The organism is Allochromatium warmingii, assembly GCF_900107145.1.
Lineage (GTDB): Bacteria > Pseudomonadota > Gammaproteobacteria > Chromatiales > Chromatiaceae > Thermochromatium > Thermochromatium warmingii.
Genome location: NZ_FNOW01000034.1, coordinates 1 through 17065 on the forward strand (window position 1 = coordinate 1; position 17065 = coordinate 17065).

19 protein-coding genes are annotated in these 17065 nt (G+C 55.8%); 1 reads left to right on the plus strand and 18 read right to left on the minus strand.

Annotated features, from left to right (window positions below; translation table 11 throughout):
• Nucleotides 1-707: 707 nt before the first annotated feature.
• Nucleotides 708-1055 (plus strand): hypothetical protein, encoded by a 348-nt coding sequence (locus BLW10_RS10150; RefSeq protein WP_143117049.1) that lies wholly within the window; start codon nucleotides 708-710, stop codon nucleotides 1053-1055.
• 288 nt (nucleotides 1056-1343) lie between these two features.
• Here BLW10_RS10150 and BLW10_RS10155 read toward each other — a convergent pair whose 3' ends face one another.
• From BLW10_RS10155 to BLW10_RS10240, 18 genes are all read right to left on the minus strand, one after another.
• Nucleotides 1344-1757, minus strand: a complete 414-nt coding sequence (locus BLW10_RS10155) for a type II toxin-antitoxin system VapC family toxin (protein WP_091334428.1) — start codon at nucleotides 1755-1757, stop codon at nucleotides 1344-1346.
• Nucleotides 1754-2014, minus strand: a complete 261-nt coding sequence (locus BLW10_RS10160; protein ID WP_091334429.1) for a hypothetical protein — start codon at nucleotides 2012-2014, stop codon at nucleotides 1754-1756. The genes BLW10_RS10155 and BLW10_RS10160 overlap by 4 nt, the downstream gene beginning before the upstream one ends.
• Nucleotides 2015-2157: 143 nt before the next feature.
• Complete coding sequence (locus BLW10_RS10165; RefSeq protein WP_091334430.1) at nucleotides 2158-3534, minus strand: N-acetylmuramoyl-L-alanine amidase; 1377 nt, start codon at nucleotides 3532-3534, stop codon at nucleotides 2158-2160.
• 126 nt (nucleotides 3535-3660) lie between these two features.
• Nucleotides 3661-4152, minus strand: a complete 492-nt coding sequence (gene tsaE, locus BLW10_RS10170) for a tRNA (adenosine(37)-N6)-threonylcarbamoyltransferase complex ATPase subunit type 1 TsaE (protein WP_425425902.1) — start codon at nucleotides 4150-4152, stop codon at nucleotides 3661-3663.
• A gap of 6 nt (nucleotides 4153-4158) precedes the next feature.
• Nucleotides 4159-5187: a PilZ domain-containing protein gene (locus BLW10_RS10175; RefSeq protein ID WP_091334431.1), complete on the minus strand. Its 1029-nt coding sequence runs from the start codon at nucleotides 5185-5187 to the stop codon at nucleotides 4159-4161.
• Nucleotides 5188-5362: 175 nt separating this feature from the next.
• Nucleotides 5363-6463: an NADH-quinone oxidoreductase subunit D gene (locus BLW10_RS10180; RefSeq protein WP_091334434.1), complete on the minus strand. Its 1101-nt coding sequence runs from the start codon at nucleotides 6461-6463 to the stop codon at nucleotides 5363-5365.
• Nucleotides 6460-7041, minus strand: a complete 582-nt coding sequence (locus BLW10_RS10185) for an NADH-quinone oxidoreductase subunit C (RefSeq protein ID WP_091334436.1) — start codon at nucleotides 7039-7041, stop codon at nucleotides 6460-6462. The genes BLW10_RS10180 and BLW10_RS10185 overlap by 4 nt, the downstream gene beginning before the upstream one ends.
• Nucleotides 7041-7670, minus strand: coding sequence for an NADH-quinone oxidoreductase subunit NuoB (nuoB, locus tag BLW10_RS10190; RefSeq protein ID WP_091334438.1), 630 nt, complete (start codon nucleotides 7668-7670; stop codon nucleotides 7041-7043). Before nuoB ends, BLW10_RS10185 begins: the two co-directional genes overlap by 1 nt.
• Nucleotides 7671-7812: 142 nt before the next feature.
• Nucleotides 7813-8718, minus strand: a complete 906-nt coding sequence (locus BLW10_RS10195; protein WP_091334440.1) for a respiratory chain complex I subunit 1 family protein — start codon at nucleotides 8716-8718, stop codon at nucleotides 7813-7815.
• A complete protein-coding gene (locus tag BLW10_RS10200; RefSeq protein WP_091334442.1) occupies nucleotides 8718-10508 on the minus strand; it encodes a proton-conducting transporter transmembrane domain-containing protein in 1791 nt (596 codons plus the stop codon). The genes BLW10_RS10195 and BLW10_RS10200 overlap by 1 nt, the downstream gene beginning before the upstream one ends.
• A complete protein-coding gene (locus tag BLW10_RS10205) occupies nucleotides 10505-12004 on the minus strand; it encodes a complex I subunit 5 family protein (RefSeq protein WP_091334444.1) in 1500 nt (499 codons plus the stop codon). Before BLW10_RS10205 ends, BLW10_RS10200 begins: the two co-directional genes overlap by 4 nt.
• 6 nt (nucleotides 12005-12010) lie before the next feature.
• A complete protein-coding gene (locus tag BLW10_RS10210; protein WP_218139715.1) occupies nucleotides 12011-12397 on the minus strand; it encodes a sodium:proton antiporter in 387 nt (128 codons plus the stop codon).
• Between the two features lie 4 nt (nucleotides 12398-12401).
• On the minus strand, nucleotides 12402-13154 hold the full coding sequence (gene mbhE, locus BLW10_RS10215) for a hydrogen gas-evolving membrane-bound hydrogenase subunit E (RefSeq protein WP_091334446.1): 753 nt from the start codon (nucleotides 13152-13154) through the stop codon (nucleotides 12402-12404).
• Nucleotides 13151-13405 carry a Na(+)/H(+) antiporter subunit B gene (locus BLW10_RS10220; protein WP_091334448.1) on the minus strand — a complete coding sequence of 85 codons (255 nt, stop codon included), beginning with the start codon at nucleotides 13403-13405 and terminating at the stop codon, nucleotides 13151-13153. Before BLW10_RS10220 ends, mbhE begins: the two co-directional genes overlap by 4 nt.
• Nucleotides 13402-13782 carry a monovalent cation/H(+) antiporter subunit G gene (gene mnhG, locus BLW10_RS10225; RefSeq protein ID WP_091334449.1) on the minus strand — a complete coding sequence of 127 codons (381 nt, stop codon included), beginning with the start codon at nucleotides 13780-13782 and terminating at the stop codon, nucleotides 13402-13404. Before mnhG ends, BLW10_RS10220 begins: the two co-directional genes overlap by 4 nt.
• A gap of 7 nt (nucleotides 13783-13789) precedes the next feature.
• Nucleotides 13790-14038 carry an MrpF/PhaF family protein gene (locus BLW10_RS10230; protein ID WP_091334452.1) on the minus strand — a complete coding sequence of 83 codons (249 nt, stop codon included), beginning with the start codon at nucleotides 14036-14038 and terminating at the stop codon, nucleotides 13790-13792.
• A gap of 75 nt (nucleotides 14039-14113) precedes the next feature.
• Nucleotides 14114-15694 (minus strand): peptide chain release factor 3, encoded by a 1581-nt coding sequence (locus tag BLW10_RS10235; protein ID WP_091334454.1) that lies wholly within the window; start codon nucleotides 15692-15694, stop codon nucleotides 14114-14116.
• Between the two features lie 117 nt (nucleotides 15695-15811).
• Nucleotides 15812-17062 (minus strand): metallophosphoesterase family protein, encoded by a 1251-nt coding sequence (locus tag BLW10_RS10240; protein ID WP_091334456.1) that lies wholly within the window; start codon nucleotides 17060-17062, stop codon nucleotides 15812-15814.
• Between the last annotated feature and the right edge of the window lie 3 nt (nucleotides 17063-17065).

Sequence of the window (17065 nt, forward strand, 5' to 3'; positions counted from 1 at the left end):
CGGCTACTTGTTCCGCTGTCCAGCCCGTTGCCAAGAGAACTACCGCTTTGATCCGATCGGCTTCACGTTTATTCTGTGTTTGACGATGCGCTTTTTGCAGCTCAATCAACTGATCAGTCGACAGTGTGTAGTTAAGCATAAACTAAATGAATGCAAAGCTGGTTTCAAAAACGAAAATTTCAAATGAGTTTAGTATATATGGACAACGGATACCAAGGTGCCGGAATTAAAATATGGGCTGTATTGGAAATTGATGATATCAGGGGTAGTAAATTAAGAGCTAGACTTGTTCAGAACTGCTTTTTTAGCTTGCTGGTTGGAAAAAGATACTGTTCAGAAGACAATCATACTAATGCCTATCGTAAAATTGGAGAGAGTTTCTGGATCGATGCATCTTCTGTAAGTAGTACGCCTGGGTGGAGAAAGTAACACAGCGAGGAGGGTGGGTAGAGTGACCACAGTATGACATAACAGATTGGCACCGATGCCGACTGGTCACGAAACCCACCGAACCCAACGCGCCAACGCTTGATCCTGGAACGCCATCGGGAAACCGGTGGCGTTTTTGGTTGGCGAAGAGCTAAAATGTAGAAAATAGTACGCAGCCCCTGTTTTCGGATTGCGTTTTCAACCTAACTTTTGCTGTTAGGCGTTGCAAAAGCCCCAGCGTCTACCATATTTTTTAATTGGGCTAAATGGATAAAAACATGAAAAAGTTTTTGATTTCTTCGTTAGCATGTGTATGTGTGATGCAGATTGAAGTCGTGAGTGCTGGTGTCGAGGTAGTAAAAAATCCAACAGTTGGTCAGGGGATTTACTGGACATTTCAAAATGATGAAGTATCACCATGCGCTTGGCATGAGGCTTGGGAAGTTATAGATATACAAAATAATGTAGTAAAGCTAAAAAAGTTGAGAGCTTCCAGTGCATCATTTACTGGTGAAGAAAAATACAAAGAATTAGGCCAATTGAAAAGCTGGTCATCCGAAGAAGAGGCAAAGAGAATTTCTGATACAAACGATTGCCATCTGAAGCAAAAGTTTGAGGGTAAGTAATTTTCTCTGTTGCGCTCATACTCAAACATAACGGTTTAGGAAAATGTTGGGTTGTGTGCCGTTTGGATTGGTCACTTAACGTCAATCTCGCGTATAGCACACAACCCAATCTACATCATACCATTACCCATATCTCCTGACGCAATTTGTGTGCGGCTGCGTAAGCGCTTGATTGGCTGTCCACCGGACCACAGCGGATGGTTTTGGCGGATCGAAAACTGGCCGCGTAACCCTCTGATTGGGCAAGGCGAACCGACTTATGGGTAATGGTATGAATCTACGTATCTGTCAAATCAGCATCTCAAAACTCACATGCTGATGCCCGTGCCGGATGCGATAGGTTGAGAAATCGCCGCGATCGATGGTGAAGATCCGGCGCTGCTTCAGGGTTTCGGCCAGCACGACGAGCGAAGCGTCAGCGAGATCCATCGGATGATCGGCGTAGCGCACCATCAGCTCGAATGCACGAGTCAGGGCGTGATCATCCAGAAACCAGACGCTGAGTCCGCGAGCCGTGACGAAATCCATCAGTCGCTGTGCGCCAAGGCTGCCGGGACTCAAGAGGTGAAACGCCTCGGTCAACACCGGAACTGTCGTGCACAGTGGTTCGCTGATGCCGGCCAGCTGCTTGACGCAGTCGCGATGATCGCCGTCGGCAGGATCAAAGAGCGCAACGAGCGGCCCTGTATCGACTAGGATCATCGACCGTGTTTCCGGCGCATGACATCGGCAATCGCTGATTTCGCGCTTCGCGCCGGCGCTTGCGCATAACCGCCCGGCCCGAGATCCAATTCACGATAGATGTCGTAAGGACGCCGATTGACCTCTTCGCGGGCTTGCTGCTCGTAGACGCGCAGCCCGTGCTTCAAGACCTCGGAGATGGAGAGTCCGGTGAGATGACGTAGGTTTTCCAGACTTTTTTCGGCTTCATCATCGAGTCGGACGGTTCTGGTTCCCATGATTGCAACGGCTCGTTAGGCGGCATGAATACATGCTGTAATACAGTATGTCACAGCTTGCAACCGCATCCAACTATATTGCTTGAAGTTGCTTGCTTAGAGCGGCACGATTTGGTTTAAACTGACAGCAAATTAACACAGCCTCAAGAATCCGTCGGAATCGCAATCACCTGCCCGACGCGAATCATATCGCTCTCACCCAGACCGTTTTCGGCGCGGAGTGAATGGATGCTCACCCGATGCCGCTTGGCAATATCGGACAGCGTATCGCCCTGACTGATGACATATTCGCGCAACTCCGTCGTCCGCTGACGAGACGCTGAACGCAGCGGATTGCTCGCACGCTCGCGCCGGTCGTTCACACTCGCTGCCCGCAATCCCTGCGGCGGATGCTTGCTCAAATACCCTTCAATGCCGGACAAAATCGCCTGCGCCAGCCGCTGCTGATGGGCGGGATTGCGCAAGCGCCGTTCTTCCTCAGCATTACTGATAAATGCCGTTTCCACTAACAGCGACGGTACATCCGGTGACTTCAGCACCACGAATCCAGCACGCTGCACACTGCCTTGATGCACCGCGCCGACGCGCTTGAGATAACGCAGAATCGACCCCGCCGCCTCAGTGCTATGTTCTTCAGTCACCGTCTGCGTCAGCTCATGCAACACTGACGCTAACACCGCATCACTGGCGACAATATCCACGCCCGCGCTGTGCCGATCTGCCCCATTTTCATGCTCGGCTAACCGACTGGCCGTCTCACTGCTCGCCGCCCCTTCCGACAGCACATAGACCGACGATCCCTGCGCTTCAGGGTTTTCATAAGCATCGGCATGAATCGACACAAAGAGATCCGCTTTGCGTTCACGGGCCAGCAGCGCCCGTTCACGCAGTCCGACATAGTAATCACCGTCGCGGATCATCACCGCCCGCAGTCCGGGCTTGCGCTCGATTAACTGCGCCAGCTTACGAGCAATGGCCAGCGTGACATCTTTTTCGCGGGTACTGCCTGGGCCAATCGCGCCCGGATCTTCGCCACCGTGACCGGCATCAATGGCGATAATCGCCGTGCGCCCCTGACCCGACCAAGCGGTCGGCGCTGGTTTTTGATTGCCAACTGGCTGGAGTCCTGAGGCGGGCGTGTGCGGGGTCAGTTCAATGATGAGCCGCGAGGGGGTGTGACCGCTGCCATTCGCAGCAAAACTCTTGACGCGCACCGGATGTTTTAAATCGAGCACGATGCGCAACTCTTGATTGAACCGCACCCCAGCACGCACGCCAATCAGCAGCGGATCATCGGTACGGGCGGCAGGCAAGCTGCCGCGCAACTGCGCATCGGCAATGTCAATCACCACCCGATCTGGCTGATCGAGGGTAAAAATGCGATGCGCCGCCGCTGCCGAGAGATCGAGCAGCAAGCGTGTCTTGCTCGCATCCACGGCAGTCCAGTGACATTCGACTTCCACGGCCGCCGTAGCAGGCCAAGAAATCAGTAGCAGAAAAAACACGATGAACCTGTTCACGGTGCCGCCTCGAAGCCTAGACTGGGGACGAGCGTCGCTTAAAAGATAGCAGGTCATCGGCAGTTTTTCCAAATCGACTCCGTTTATTAGCCGATTTTGTTCAAGTAATCACGCGCATGTGTGGCATCAAAACAACGGGTCATCGGCGATCACGATATTTGCCAACAGTGTTGCACCGACGGCGGTGAGCGCAGTCAAGGTCAGATGGCGGCCAGTGCCCTGATGCGTCAATGCAATGCGCAGATCCGGCGGTGGTAGCCAGCCGCTGCCGCGTTCTGGCCATTCGATGATCCAGATGGTCGTTGCGCCGAGCAGATCGCGCAGACCTAAATACTCTAGTTCATCAGGATCGCCGAGCCGATAGAGGTCAAAATGATGGAGTTCCAGCGTTGGCAGCACGTAGGATTCAACCAGTGTATAGGTTGGACTGCGTACCGGCCCGGCATAGCCGAGGCCGCGCAGAATACCACGAGTCAAGGTGGTTTTGCCGGTGCCCAGATCGCCGGTCAGCGCGATGCACAGCGGTGGCAGCAAAAGGGATGCCAAGTTCTCACCGAAGGCCAGTTGCGCTTCGGCGGTGGCGAGGGGGAAGGTCAGGGGAGCGGTCAATTCAGTCACTGTGGTTTACCGCTGCTGCGCCGTTGCGCCATAGACCTGCTCGTGAACATGCTGTAGCAGTTTCAGCTCCTCCCAAGCCTCAGTTGGCCAGCCATCCGGCAGACCGCAACCTTCGCCAAACAGCAGATTATTCAAGACTGGCTCAAAATCAGTGACATGCCCCCAAGCGGCTGCCAGCAGCTTGATTGTTTCGGAAAATTCAGATTCTAAATATGAGCGGATTTCAACCGTTGGGTTTGGTGTCGCAGGCGGCATTTCGGTAGCACTTGCCACCGATTTAAGCCAGCCCGGTGCGCCCTCCAGATAACTGCTGTAGTTCGATAGTTCGGATGCGGTGTCGGATAATTGTTTCAGCACCAGATCAATAAAGGTGCGAATCGTCTTGCCGGGATGTTCAAAACCGAGCGAGAGCGTATAAAGTTCTGCCCAATCATGGCCTTTGACTGACGACTTTTCGACGCTCAAGACCCGCGCCCGCAGTCGAATTGTCGGCAAATCTGAGACGCCAGTAATCGAAAGCCGAATGCTTTGATTGACCTGATAGCCTTCAAAGACTGTGACCTGATAGTAGCCGTTGAGGATTTCGAGCAAAATCTGGCGCAGTTCTTCCGCATCACCGACGGTGACTTCAAGTTCACGAAACAGCGTCGGCTGACCGTCACCAGGCTGGGACGGTTGCGGTTGCAGCATCAACAGCAGCCGTTCGAGTCGGTTTTGGCTGCGCGGCGAGAGGCTGATAAACCGCAGGGCAACCTGAAAACCGCCGCTGGCCAGCGGTTGCTGCCGCAACACCTGCGAAAGGGCGCGAATGGTTTTACCGCCGCGCCAGGGTAAATGCAGCACTAGCGATTCAGTGTCCGTCGGTAGCGCATCGATAACATGCAGCAACGCGCCACCCCAAGAGAGGTCGAGTGTGTGTGCCACAAGCGGTTGCTCACGGCCCGGCAGCATCACTTCGACCGGAATGCGTAAGTCAATGCGAGCCTGCGTGCGGCGTTCGGAAGCGGATTTGGGGCGTGATTTGGGCTGATCCATGGATAAGACGTTGGGCGCGAGATGATCCACAGTAATCACTGATAACGATCAGCGGCAGGTGATTGTACTTTAACATCATCCCGTGCCCGTTCGTGCTAGATCGCATTGCGACCGTATTGGGTCGATGCGTTCGCTTGGCTGAGGTGGGGGCGTGCTGGAAGCTGAACGCTGGCCGCTACCGCTCAATCTCAGGCGGACAAATGCCGAGTGAGTTCATAATCAGCGCCACATCCGCAAGCTGTGCCCCAATAAGCAAGCGTTCGAGCAGGGTGAAGGCGTGGACAATAGACGGCCCGCGCACCTGTAATCGACGTAGATATTCGCTGCCATCCCCAGCTAAGTAATAGCTGAACGCCCCACGCGCTGATTCAGTCTGAATATAGGTCTCAGCTTTCGGCAGCGTGAATTTGTGATGTCGCGGCAATTTGCATTGAATTGCGCCGGGTGGCATCTGCTCAATGACCTGACGCAGAATGCGGATGCTTTGATCCATCTCAGCGCGGCGTACCAGCGCCCGCGCATAGGCATCGCCGGCAGTTTGCGTCGGAATATCGAATTCAAGCTGATCGTAGACCAGATAGGGCGCATCGCGGCGCACATCGCGGGCGATGCCGCAGCCTCGGATCACGGGGCCAGAGTAGCCGTTCGCAATCGCTTCATCAGCCGCCACCACGCCAACACCCTGTAGCCGCTTTTTTACCCCGGCATTTTCAAAAAAGATGCGGTCATATTCGGGCAGTTGTGCTTGTAATTGATCGAGCACCGCCGCCACGCGGTCAAGAAAACCGTCCGGCAGGTCGCGTCGCACCCCGCCCGGATAAATATACATGTGGTAGACGCGCCCGCCAGTCAATTCCTCAAATAAATCAAGGATATAGTCGCGCTCGCCGATAGCCCATTGCGGAACCACTTCATGACCAATCGAACCGCCCTGACCGGCCAGCCACAGCAGATGCGCTTGCAGTCGCGCCAGTTCGAGCACGAGGACGCGGATAAATTTGGCGCGTTCGCTGATTTCTAGTCCGGCGAGTTCTTCGATACCGCGTGCTAGATTCTCTTCATTGGGGTCAGGTTCGGGCACGCAGATGCGGCAAACGATGGTGAACGCCTGAATCAGGGTGCGCCGTTCGATGAGTTTTTCAAAGCCGCGATGCAGATAACCAACATGGGTGACGGCGCGGACGATGGTCTCGCCGTCGAGATCCAGCTCTAGGCTCATATTGCCGGTGACGCCGGGATGTTGCGGGCCGTGAAAAATCTTAATCACGTCGCTCATTTGGCATCTCCCGACGCAGCAGGTTTTGGCTTGGGCGCATCTCCAACTGCCTGTTTTTTGGCGTCTTTGCGCCGTCGGATCGCTTCGCGCACGTCCTGATTATCCTCACGTCCCGGGCGCATCTCGAAGTGCTCTTGAACAAATTTGAGGGTATCGAACTCGCGGCGCATCGGCGGGGTGTGGCTCCAACCTTCGAGCATAAAATCGCCGAGACTCGGATGGCCGATGATCGGAATGCCGAACATCTCGTGCAATTCGCGCTCGAAAATCTCAGCTTGGGGCCAGAGTGGAATAGCGGTCTCGATGGCCTCGCCCTCGCGCCCGATGTCGGTCTGCACGCCGAGCGCCCGATCACGGGTAGCGGTTTCCAGCAGATAGGTCAGCCGAAACACGCCATCCTCGATCCAATCGGCGCAAGTAATGGTTTGGAGCGTGACGAAGCCGAGGCTTTGCTTGAGCTGACCGAGCAGCGAAAACACCTGCGTTTTGGGCACGCGCACAAACGCGAGACGCGCATGACGCGCAACCGGCTCAATCAGCTCAAAACCGGCCAGCTTAGGCAATAACTCATCAAGCATCAGACTGCGCCCCCGCTGTACCAGTCATAGGTATAGGCGGGCGGCATGTTATCGCCGAGCACCCGCCGTTGATTCGCTTTGTACCAGTCGATATTGTCACGATAGCGTTGATAACCGCTTGGTTCGCCGCGCCCAATGCGTGCTTGTAGCGCACTAAATCCTTCAATCAGTGATTCAGGACGCGGCATACAGCCATTAACATACATATCGACTGGAATATAATGATCGAGGCATTTAATTGTATTATAGGAATCCCAATACATCCCGCCGTTAATCGTGCAACTGCCGAGCGCGATGACGTATTTCGGTTCCTGCATTTGTTCATAACTGCGAATCACGCGCTTGAGCGTTTTGATTGCCAAATAACCGCTAATTACTAACACATCGGCTTGACGCGGCGTGGCCGCACCGATGATGCCGAAACGTTCGGCGTCAAAACGGCTGGTCATCAGCGGACGCATCTCGATGGCCCCGCAGCCGGTGCCATAGGCGAGCACGAACAAACTACGCTGCCGCAGCCAGCCGACAAGCCGTTCGACTACGCCCAATCCGGCGTCAGCTTGGCTCAGGCTCGACTCCAAGAGCTGTTGCTCGCATTGAAAACCTTCGCACGCGCTTTTGTGATACATGAATGCTCTCGGATGATGTCCAGGATCCGTTTTCAGAAATAGACAGGATTTACAGGATGATTCAAGATGAACAGGATTGATTTAAGAATAAATTTCCTGTCAATTTTGCATAATCTTGTAAATCCTGTCTATTGCAATCGCCTTAGATCAGCCAGACGTTTAGAATCACGCCCAGCACCGCCACACCCAGCGGTACCGTCCAGAAAAAATCGACCGTTTGTTCCGTTTTGAGCCGAGGAAAGGTGGCGCTAATTGCCGTTGTCAGCAAAAACAGCGCGAACGCTTTAGCAATTAACTCGAATATATTGCTCGCGCCGCCGAGGAATAAATCGACCATTAGCACCAGCTTGGCGACCGTCATCATCATGTTTTGGGTCATCAGCACGCCCAGCAGTCGCCCGCCGAACTCAACACGCGGCCCGGCATAGACCTCCACCGGCGCACCGACCACATCGAACGGTGAGCCATTCTGACTAGCAATAAACGGCAGCAAAATGACGGCAAAAGCCAGCGGATTGGTGATTAAATTCCAGTGCGCGATGCTATCTTGCGCCGCCATAATTGCCTGTACAGATGCGGTTTCATGTTGCAGCATCACCAGCGCCAGCCCGAGAAAAAACGGCACTTCCAGCCCCATCAAGCGCGTCAATCCACGAGTCACGCCCATCACGCCAAATGGATTGCCGCTTGATCCAACCGCCAGCGCATTACCCAGCGGCCCGACCACCAGCAAATAAATAATCAGAATCAAATTGCCGTGTGCTGACACGCCTTGCAGCCAAATCGAGTCCTTAAGAAAGGGTATGAATAGCACGGTGGTAATTGCACCGGCGGCAATAATTATCGGGCCAAAGAAAAACATTGGGCCATGAATCAGCGTCTCGGATTTGAGCAAAAATTTCAAATTATCATAGAAATTTTGCCAAATACTCGGCCCCCAACGGCGCTGAAGGCGGGCATTAAATTGACGATAAAAGCCGCGAAATAAAAACCCCATGACATAGCACAGGGCAATCATCGCCAGCGAATCAAGCAGGATATGCAGCATTAACTGTTGCCTCCGTTGAGCAGCAGCAGCGTCGGAACACTCGCCAACACCAGCACCGCAAGCAGAATCCAGGTCTGCGGATCGCGTCGATAGAGTCCGCCGAGCAGTCCCGCCGTCGCCAGCGTCTGGCGCGTCAGACCCGCTTGAATCCCAGTCGTGGTGTGCGCCAGAATCCAGCCGATCAGCGGAATGCGCCGCAACTCGCGCCCCATGCCCGCGCCATAGTGCAGCGGCATATCTGCCGTCGGCACCTCACCGGCGAAGCTCAAATCATAGGGACTGCCCGCCCGCCGCAGTTGACCGCGTGCCAGCCAGAACAGCGCCGTGACGATGACAAATGCACTGCCGAATACGGTCATCAATATCACGCCATCATAGCCGCCATAGGGGGTAGCCAATTCGCCCCAAGAGGGCGCACCGATTGGGGCCAGATTCAGGGCGGTGAGCACCGGATCGACGATGATTTCAATAGCCCAGCCGGGGAAGATTCCGAGTAATACCAGCAGCCCCATCAGCACTATTTGCGGAATTAAATAGCTCATTGGCGCTTCGGTTGCGTCTCGCGCTTCGGGTGAATTAGCGTGACCCAAAAATGGGCCATAAATCAGCCGATAGCAATAAATAAATGCGGCGGTACTCGATAACATCATCGCCGCCAGCAGCAATAACCAGCGGGCGTCAATTAAGCCGACAAAGACCAGATATTTAGCAGCAAATCCGGGTAGCGGCGGCATTCCAGCGAGTCCAATAATGCCAATTAACACCGCGAAAAACGCTACCGGCATCCGGTCAATTAAATGGCCGAGATCGTTAAATCGCCGCTGTCCGGTTTGCAAAATAATGCCGGCAAAGGTGATAAACAGCAGCAGCTTGACCAGCGTATGCACCAGCGTCTGCAAGATCGCGCCGCCGACCGCCAGCGAACTGCCAACGCCGAGCGCGGTGAGCACATAGCCAAGCTGGGCAATCGAGGAATAGGCCAGCAGGCGCTTGATATCCTGTTGCGAAATGGCTTTGAAGGTCGCAACGATGGCGGTGATCGCGCCGATCCACGCCAACCCATAACCCGCCGTCGGGCCGTTGAGCCAGCGTCCAGCGAGACCGGCGAGCGCATCGGGAAACAGCGTCGGCAGCAGCAATAGGCCGTAAACGCCCATCTTGGAAATCAGCCCGGCAAGCACGGCGCTGAACAGATCGGGCGCTTGATCGTAGCCGAGCGGAATCCAGCGATGCAGCGGCAGCACCCCGACCTTGACCAAAAATGCCAGACCCAGCAGCACGAACACCGCCCAGCGTTGCGCTGTGCTCGCCTCAGTCAGGGCCGCAATCTGGAAATCACCAGTTGCGCTATAGAACACCAGCAGTCCGGCCAGCAGTAGGAACGCCGACGCGAGATTGAACAGAATATAGGTCTGCGCACCTTCGAGCGTGGCGCGAGTCGAGCGGATCAGGAGCAGATAGCTGCTCCAAGTCATTATTTCCCAGCCGATAAACAGGCCGATGAAATCGCCGGCCAGCAGTAACACCTGCATCCCTAACAGCAGCAGCACAAAGAGCGCGTAGGTCGGAACATCCGGCGTCCCGCGTGCCATCGGCAGCGCCACCAGCGGCGCACCCAGCGCCAACAGCAACAGGAAAAACGCTGCGAGCGGTTCGAGCTGGAACAGCAGTTCAAACTCACCAAATAGCGGCCACACCCACGCCCCATCCCAAGTCAAGAGCGTGAGGGTCGGAGTCAGTGACACCGCCAAAAATAGCAGCTTGAGCAATAACGGTCGGTTCGTTGTCATTGGGCGGCCACTCCTAGCACACTCTGGATAAGCAGATCACGGTCGAGCAGCGCCCGCGCCGCATCGACGAGCGCCCCTTCGATCACGAAGGGCGCGATGCCGAGCAGCAGCATCAGTCCGACTAGCAACAACAGCGGCGCATAGGTGGCCCAAGATTCGGGCGCGGTTTTGCTGGTTTTGCTGTCCGTAACCGCGCTGGCAGCGGCTGGCGCATAGAGCACACGAATCCAGCGGAAGTAATAGCCGGCTTCGATCAAGGCCGCGACCAAAATCAGCGCGATGGGCCAGAACGTCTGCGCCGCAGCGAAACCTTGCAGAATCCACAGTTTGCTCATAAACCCGCTCAACGGCGGCAACCCCAGAATGCACAGCGCCCCGACGACGAATAGCCCAACCGTCAACGGATAGACGCGACCCGCTCCGGTCAGCGCATCGAGGTGCAGCGACAGCACCCGCCGCAACAGTAGCGCCGCGACCAAAAACAGCAGCAGCTTGGCCAGCGTATGGCTAATCAAATGAAAGAATGCGCCCGCCGCCGTCGATTCGTGCAAAAAACCGAACGCCAGCAGGATCAAACCAATCTGACCCAGTGATGAATAGGCCAGCATCCGCCGCATCTCATCCTGACGCAGCGCCGCGAGTTCCGCCACCATCAGCGTCAACGCGCCGAGCGTCATCAGCCAGATCCGTGCAATCTCTGGATCAATCCAGATTAAGACCGCCAGATGCACTAGCACGAATAAAAATGCCTTGACCAGCAGCCCCGAAAATAGCGCCGTGATTGCCGGATCACTGCCGCGATAGACATCCGGCACCCAGAAATTAAACGGGAATAATTCGGACTTGATCCCCAGTCCAATTAGCGCCAACACCGCGATTAAGCCCTGCATCGCCGGCGGAATCTCGGCGAATGCCTGCGCGACAGCGGCCATATTTAACTGTCCGGTTTGCAGATAAATCAGCACCACCGCAAGCAGGAAAAAGACCCCAGCCACCGAACCGATGATGAGATATTTCAGCCCCGCTGCCAGCGCCGGTCGATCATCGCGCACCGCAGTAAGCACATAGGCGCTGATGCCCGCGATCTCCAAAAACACATAAAGATTAAAGAGATCGCCGGTCAGCACCAGCCCATTGCCACCAGCGAGCAGCAGCAAGATCAACACAAATGGCTGCCGCCCGCGCAGATGCGTTTCAGTCGCGCCGTGCCAGAGAAAGGCCGCAACCAGCGTGACGGCAAAGCAAAACAGCGCCACCAGCAGCAGCGCGGCGCTATCCAGATGGAGATGAATGCCGAGCGGCGGCGCGATGACGATGGTTTCAATCAACGGCGCTTGTTGCACAGTGGCAAACAGTCCCAGCGCCAGCAGCAGCAATCCCAGCGGTATGCCGAGCAATAGTTGATCGAGAACACGCCAGCGCACCCAAAGCGGCGAGCTAAAGGCCGCGAGCATGGGCAGGGCGATAAACCAAATTGGTGAGGCGGAAAACTCCATGATGGTTCAATCCTGCGCGTCGGCCAGCGCACGAATATCGGCGCTGGCGCTGAGACGGTGATAGCGGATCGCCAGCGACACGCCGAGCGCCAGCACGGCCATGCCGATCACAATGGCGGTCAGAATCAGCGCCTGCGGCACCGGATCGGCCATGCCGGTGAATGCGGTTAGACCGTCGCTCAAAATCGGCGCGGTTTCGCCCGACGTAGTGGCCAGCGCGATGAACAGCAGATTCACCGCCAATTCCATTAGGGCTAGACTCATCAGGATTTTGAGCAGATGGCGCTTGCCGAGTAGCCCGTACAGACCGATGACGAATAGGGTCAGACTGCCGACGAGATGCAGACCATGCAGCACGCTCGGGCGATCTAGCCAGTCGAGTAATTCCAGCATGGTGTTACGCCGCCTCTCGCATATCTTGGAAGATCGCGCCGACCTCGGCCCCGACCTTGACGCCAACTAGCGCGTAGATCAGCGGAATCACCCCTGCGCTCACCAGTTGGCCCAGCGAGGCGACCGGATGCGGCAGAAAATTGCCCAAAAAGGTCGCGGTTGTGGTCAAGATCAACCCGATCAATCCAAGCAACACAAAGCCGCTGCCCGATAGCGCTTCAAGCCAGCCGAGTCGCACATGATCGAGGCGAAAATTCGGATCGGCGAGCATTCGCAGCAAAAATGCCGTGGCAATCACCACGCCGCCTTGAAACCCACCACCCGGCGAGAGATGACCATGCAGCACGATATACACGCCAAATAGCACCAGCACCGGAAACAGCAGCCGCACGCCGGTGATCATCATTTCATTGGGCGGCGCGGGGGTGGATTCGGATTCAGCCGCGCTCAATTCGGAACGCGGACGCGGCGCACTGAACAGCAGCCCGATGCCGGTTGCGGCTAAAAACAGCACCGTCACTTCACCGAGGGTATCGAAGCCGCGATAACTCACGACGACTGAGGTCACGGCATTCGCCGAGGCGGTCTCGGCATTACGGGTCAGCAGCGCATCGCCGACCGTCGCCGTCGGCCAGTCGCGGGCCTGACCGAGCAATAGGGTCAGAAACAGCGCCAGCAGCCAAGCACTGAGCAGCGTAAGCAGCAAGGTCTTGACGCGCACCCGTTTGCGCAAAGGGACTCGTTGACGCTGGCTCATGACAGATCGCGCCCCTCATCGCGTCCAAATTGGCGCACGCCCATCAGCAGCACAAAGCTGCCAGCCGCAGCGCCGATTGCCGCTTCGGTTAGCGCCACATCGGGTGCGTGCAGCAGAAAAAACTGTCCAACTGCGCCCAAACTCACCAGCGACAGACCCAACACCGCTTGTAGCAAATCCGTGTGGCGGATGGTCAGCACCGCTCCGGCGAGCATCCAGAGATAAAACAATAGGGTCAGTAATCCGGTCATGCGTTTGGCTCCGTGTGCGTCGCGCTGGTCTCGGCGGTCTCGACAGCAGCGGCACGGTCACGCTCGGCGCAGGCATCCACCTTGAGGGTCATCCCGATGGTGCCGGTGCGATAGGCCGCCCGCGCTAACACTGAGGCGCTCAACGGATTCGTCAACAGAATAAAGATGGCGAGCAGTAGCAATTTAGCTGCCCAGTCCGGTTGCAGACAGGCCGCGCCCAGTAGCGTGAGCAACGCACCGAGCGTGGTCGCTTTGGTTCCGGCGTGCATTCGCGTGAAGACATCGGGCATTCGGATCAGGCCCAGTCCGCTGACCCAAAAGAAAAACAGTCCCGCTGCTAACAGCGCGTGACCTAAATCGGTGAGCAGGGTATCCATCGTCCAGTCAGACTCCTTTTTCCAAAAAACGCCCGAAGAGGATGACACCCGCAAAGCCGACCAACGCGAACACCAGCGCCACATCCAGATAGATCGACCGCTCGTAGAAGATCGCCAACAGCGCCAGCAATGGAATACAGAGCACAGTGAGCGTATCGAGTGCCAGGATACGATTGGCCGCATCTGGCCCCTTAAAAAACCGCCAGAGGATCATCAGAATTGGCGGTACGAACAACAACAGATACAGCCACAACATGGAGTTCGCCTGTCGGTGAGGGTTTTTTTGCAGCATGATAACGCGGCTCGACTGCGGGCGTATGACGATTGGCCGTCACAGCTCGCGGGTTGCCAAAAATTGCACATCCGGCCAGCGTTCAATCGCCAGACTTAAATTAACCTGCGTTGGGGCGAGATAAACCAGTTGATCGTTACCATCGAGCGCCAAATGTTCGTAACACTTTTCTTTAAAGCGTTCGAGCATTTTTGGGTCGTTACATTGAATCCAACGCGCTGTTTTAACACTCACCGCCTCAACCACTGCATCGACGCCATATTCTGCTTTAAGCCGATACGCGGCAACATCAAATTGCAACACGCCGACCGCGCCCAAAATCAGATCATTATTTTTGAATGGCCGAAAGGATTGAGTGGCGCCTTCTTCGGAAAGCTGTAACACGCCTTTTTGTAAGGCTTTCATGCGCAGCGGATCTTTTAAGACCACGCGCCGGAATAATTCTGGAGCAAAATACGGAATACCCTCATATTTGAGATCTTCGCCTTCGGTAAAGGTATCGCCGATTTGAATGGTGCCGTGATTATGTAGCCCGATAATATCGCCCGGCCAGGCTTCTTCGACATGACGGCGCTCATCGGCCTGAAAAGTAATCGCATTGGCAACCTGAATTGTTTTACCAATCCGCGCATGACGCATTTTCATGCCTTTTTTATAGCTGCCGGAACAGACGCGCATAAACGCCACGCGGTCACGATGCGCCGGATCCATATTTGCTTGAATTTTAAATACAAAGCCGGTGAATATTTCTTCACTAGGATCGACGGTACGCTGGCGGGTTTCACGCGGACGTGGTGGCGGCGCATAGCTCACAAAGGCATCGAGTAATTCCCGCACGCCGAAATTATTGATTGCCGAGCCAAAAAATACCGGCGTTTGTTTGCCAGCTCGATAGGCATCGAGATCAAGCGGATGACTCGCACCCTCGACTAATTCTAATTCGGTGCGCAATTCAGCGGCTTGCTCGCCGAGGATTTCGTCCATGCGCGGATTGTCGAGACCTTCGATGATTTCACCCGCGACGATTTTGCCGCCATGTTGTGCCGTGAATAAATGCGTGCGTCCGGTGCGCAGGTCATAAACGCCTTTGAAGCGTTTGCCCATGCCAATCGGCCAGGTCACGGGGGCGCATTGAATGTTGAGCACGCTTTCGATTTCATCAAGCACTTCAATCGCGTCGCGGCCTTCGCGGTCGAGTTTATTAACAAAGGTTAAAATTGGCGTATCACGTAAGCGGCAGACATCCATCAGTTTAATCGTGCGCTCTTCGACACCTTTGGCCACGTCAATGACCATGAGCGCCGAATCAACTGCCGTCAGCGTGCGATAGGTGTCTTCGGAAAAATCCTCATGGCCGGGCGTGTCAAGTAAATTAACAATCGCGTCGTCATAGGGGAATTGCATCACCGATGATGTCACCGAAATGCCGCGCTCTTTTTCCAATTCCATCCAGTCTGAGGTCGCATGACGGGCGGCTTTGCGGCCTTTAACCGTTCCGGCAAGCTGAATCGCGCCGCCGAATAGCAGCAGCTTTTCAGTCAGCGTGGTTTTACCGGCGTCGGGATGCGAAATGATGGCGAAGGTGCGCCGCTTGGAAAGTTGCTGCTGAAGCTCGCTCATGGCTTGGAAAAGATCGGGTGAGATGGGGAAAAGGCGGTGTTGAACGCGGCATGATAGCAGCGGGGAGCGGGAAACGGCTAGGCAACTGGCCGAGCGGCGACCGCATCTTTAGGGATCTTAGGGGTCGAGCAACCGCGCTAACAACAATTCCTGCGCTTCGCCGAGCGTGCGCCGCAAAAACTCGACCGAACTCGGATCGCACGGCTCATCGCCGCTGCGTAGCTCATGCGGCAGTTTGGTGGCGAGATCGGCAAACTCCGCGCCCAACTCGGCCAGTTGCTCGCTGTCGAGTTCCAGATTGCGAATGGTACTGAGCAAACTGTCGAACGCTTCGTCATGCACCAGCCGTTCCGCTGCTGATGGCTCGCGGTGCGTTTCGATCAAGACTTTCTCGATCCACATCGCCTCACCGCCAATCGCATTGGCCAGCGCCCGACATTCATTGATGAGCTGATCCGGTGCTGCTTGCAAGCGGGCATGAATCGGACACACGCCAGTCAAGCGTACTCGCACGGCAGCCAAGCGCCCATCCGCTGCTGCACGCGCTGCGCTCAACTGCGGCTCGACCCGTGCAACGACCTCTTCGAGACTGCCCGCCGCGTCGAGATCGACTGCGCATTCAAACCAGCGGGCGACATCGAGCGGACGGTGCGTGACCTGCTGCACCTGTTCCGCCGTTACTTCGACCAGACAACAGCCTTTTGCGCCGGTCTCGCGGGCATGTCGTCCTTGCAGATTGCCCGGAAACACAATCCAGGGTTCACGCGCTACGATTTCATGGCGATGCACATGCCCCAGCGCCCAATAGTCATAGCCGAGCGCCCGCAGTCCATCACGCGAGCAGGGCGCGTAGGTCTCATGACCGGGCCGCCCATCGAGTGAAGTATGCAGCAAACCGATATTCAATAGCCCCGAACAGGGCAGCGGATAGGCGCGGGTGAGATCGTCGCTGACAGCGCGGGTGGCAAATCCCTGACCATGTACGGCTATCCCTAAATCGTCACGAATACAGCTTTCTGGGGCGCGGGTGGCGAAGAGATGGACGTTATCGGGCAGACGCAATAAGCGGGTTAATTGACTGGCGGCATCGTGATTGCCAGCGATCATAAAAACCGGAATCGCCGCCGCCCGCAATCGCTCCATCTGACGGACAAAAAACAGGCCGGTGTTGTAATCCTTCCAATCGCCGTCATAGAGATCGCCGGCGAATAACACCGCCGTGACAGCTTCATCGAGCGCCAGATCAACCAACTGTTCCAGCGCCCGCCGCGTTGCGCCGCGCAAGGCTTCAATTGGCGCACCATCATAGCGTTCCAAGCCACGCAAGGGGCTGTCGAGATGCACGTCTGCCGCATGAATCAACTTCACCGT

Excerpts from the sequence above, each read along its gene's own strand:
- BLW10_RS10150 (WP_143117049.1), top strand. The coding sequence starts at position 708 with ATGAAAAAGTTTTTGATTTCTTCGTTAGCATGTGTATGTGTGATGCAG.
- BLW10_RS10155 (WP_091334428.1), bottom strand. The coding sequence starts at position 1,757 with ATGATCCTAGTCGATACAGGGCCGCTCGTTGCGCTCTTTGATCCTGCC.
- BLW10_RS10160 (WP_091334429.1), bottom strand. The coding sequence starts at position 2,014 with ATGGGAACCAGAACCGTCCGACTCGATGATGAAGCCGAAAAAAGTCTG.
- BLW10_RS10175 (WP_091334431.1), bottom strand. The coding sequence starts at position 5,187 with ATGGATCAGCCCAAATCACGCCCCAAATCCGCTTCCGAACGCCGCACG.
- BLW10_RS10180 (WP_091334434.1), bottom strand. The coding sequence starts at position 6,463 with ATGAGCGACGTGATTAAGATTTTTCACGGCCCGCAACATCCCGGCGTC.
- BLW10_RS10185 (WP_091334436.1), bottom strand. The coding sequence starts at position 7,041 with ATGCTTGATGAGTTATTGCCTAAGCTGGCCGGTTTTGAGCTGATTGAG.
- nuoB (WP_091334438.1), bottom strand. The coding sequence starts at position 7,670 with ATGTATCACAAAAGCGCGTGCGAAGGTTTTCAATGCGAGCAACAGCTC.
- BLW10_RS10195 (WP_091334440.1), bottom strand. The coding sequence starts at position 8,718 with ATGCTGCATATCCTGCTTGATTCGCTGGCGATGATTGCCCTGTGCTAT.
- BLW10_RS10200 (WP_091334442.1), bottom strand. The coding sequence starts at position 10,508 with ATGACAACGAACCGACCGTTATTGCTCAAGCTGCTATTTTTGGCGGTG.
- BLW10_RS10205 (WP_091334444.1), bottom strand. The coding sequence starts at position 12,004 with ATGGAGTTTTCCGCCTCACCAATTTGGTTTATCGCCCTGCCCATGCTC.
- BLW10_RS10210 (WP_218139715.1), bottom strand. The coding sequence starts at position 12,397 with ATGCTGGAATTACTCGACTGGCTAGATCGCCCGAGCGTGCTGCATGGT.
- mbhE (WP_091334446.1), bottom strand. The coding sequence starts at position 13,154 with ATGAGCCAGCGTCAACGAGTCCCTTTGCGCAAACGGGTGCGCGTCAAG.
- BLW10_RS10220 (WP_091334448.1), bottom strand. The coding sequence starts at position 13,405 with ATGACCGGATTACTGACCCTATTGTTTTATCTCTGGATGCTCGCCGGA.
- mnhG (WP_091334449.1), bottom strand. The coding sequence starts at position 13,782 with ATGGATACCCTGCTCACCGATTTAGGTCACGCGCTGTTAGCAGCGGGA.
- BLW10_RS10230 (WP_091334452.1), bottom strand. The coding sequence starts at position 14,038 with ATGTTGTGGCTGTATCTGTTGTTGTTCGTACCGCCAATTCTGATGATC.
- BLW10_RS10235 (WP_091334454.1), bottom strand. The coding sequence starts at position 15,694 with ATGAGCGAGCTTCAGCAGCAACTTTCCAAGCGGCGCACCTTCGCCATC.